The organism is Pseudomonas sp. P5_B2 (assembly GCF_056400445.1).
In genome coordinates, this window is record NZ_JBFULH010000908.1 from 1 (window position 1) to 1,337 (window position 1,337).

A 1,337-nucleotide genomic window follows, 5' to 3' on the forward strand; every position below is an offset into this window, starting at 1 on the left:
GTTGTTGTTGTACGAATACAAGCCCATGGCCTGGTCCTGGAACTCCGGGTGGCAACGATATTCGCCCCAGCCATGCTGTGCGCCGATATCGAGCAGCGTCCGATACGCCTTGATGGAGGCTTTGTTCATCGCCGTATCATCGGTGATCGGRAAGCCCACGATGAAAAGGAAAGCGCGCTCGAAAAACGGCGCGGGCAACGCAAAAGGCCTGAGGTTCCAGATCGGTACATCCTGCAGCGCAGGCAGGGTGCGGTGCGCCTCTTCGAAAACGCGATTTGCTTCGAGGATGCCTTGCGCAGTCTGTGGAATGACCGGAGAGAACCACATATGGCCGCGCATCGGATGCGGGTTGCCTCCGGCACGTGTGCCCATACCGAAAAAATCCATATTTGGTACACCCACATCCTGTGGGTAAACCGTCCACTCAGCGGAAGCTTTACTCGGATCGCTCTGAATCTGGCCAGCCTGAAAGCGAACACCCTTGATAGACTTCGCCGCCAGCTCCTGTACCGCCTCCCACTGGGCCTGGATCACCTTCGGTGGTCCGTAGAACTTCAAGTTAAGCACCCAGTAAGGAATGTTGTTGTCCTGCCCATACTGCTGCAATTCAGCCGAGTAACCGACACTGGCTTTCGCAATCAGATCAGCATGCTGCTTCTGCAACTGCGGCGGACCATCGTAAAAGGCGTCTACAAGATGTTTCGTGTAATTGCTGATACCGAGCAGTGGACTACCCATTTCCGGCGCACCAGAGGCTAACCCGGTGTTCTCGACGTACTTGAGCAATTCCACTACGGCGTGCAGGTCGTCATAACGCGCGGCCATCACCATGCCGTGCATGAAGGCTTCTGGTGCCGGCATCAACCAAATGCCCATCTTGGTGACAACGCCGAAATTCGACTGGGAAAAAATGCCGTCCAGGATCGGCCCCATCCCCATCTTGAATTGTCCCCACGTCTGGGAACCGGGTAGCGCTCCCATTCCTGTGCGAACCACCTCCCCATTGGCCAGCACCACCTCCATTCCGCAGTGCGAATCGAAGTGGTTGCGAAAGCGCGACAACGTGTGACCCACGCCATGGTCAAGCGCGTTGCCAACCACACTGCCCCAGCCCGGGTCGGCGACGTCCAACCACACCTTCAGGCCACGTTCCTGGATGTAGTTATACAGATCGAAATAGCTGACGCCCGGCTCCACGATTGCGTAGCCGTTGCTTTCGCTGACCTCAATGATTCGATTCATCCGCTTCAGGTCCAGCACAACACTACCGCCATGATTGGGCGCTGAACCGCCGTAGCCGAGGTTTTTACCGGTGGAAATCGTATACAGCGGTATGC

The 1,337-nt window shown here is 56.6% G+C and carries 1 protein-coding gene; it reads right to left on the bottom strand.

Annotated elements, in window-relative coordinates:
* Window positions 1-1,337 (bottom strand): FAD-binding oxidoreductase (locus AC1DRJ_RS27895; RefSeq protein WP_477804987.1); only part of this gene is annotated, 1,337 nt, incomplete at both ends.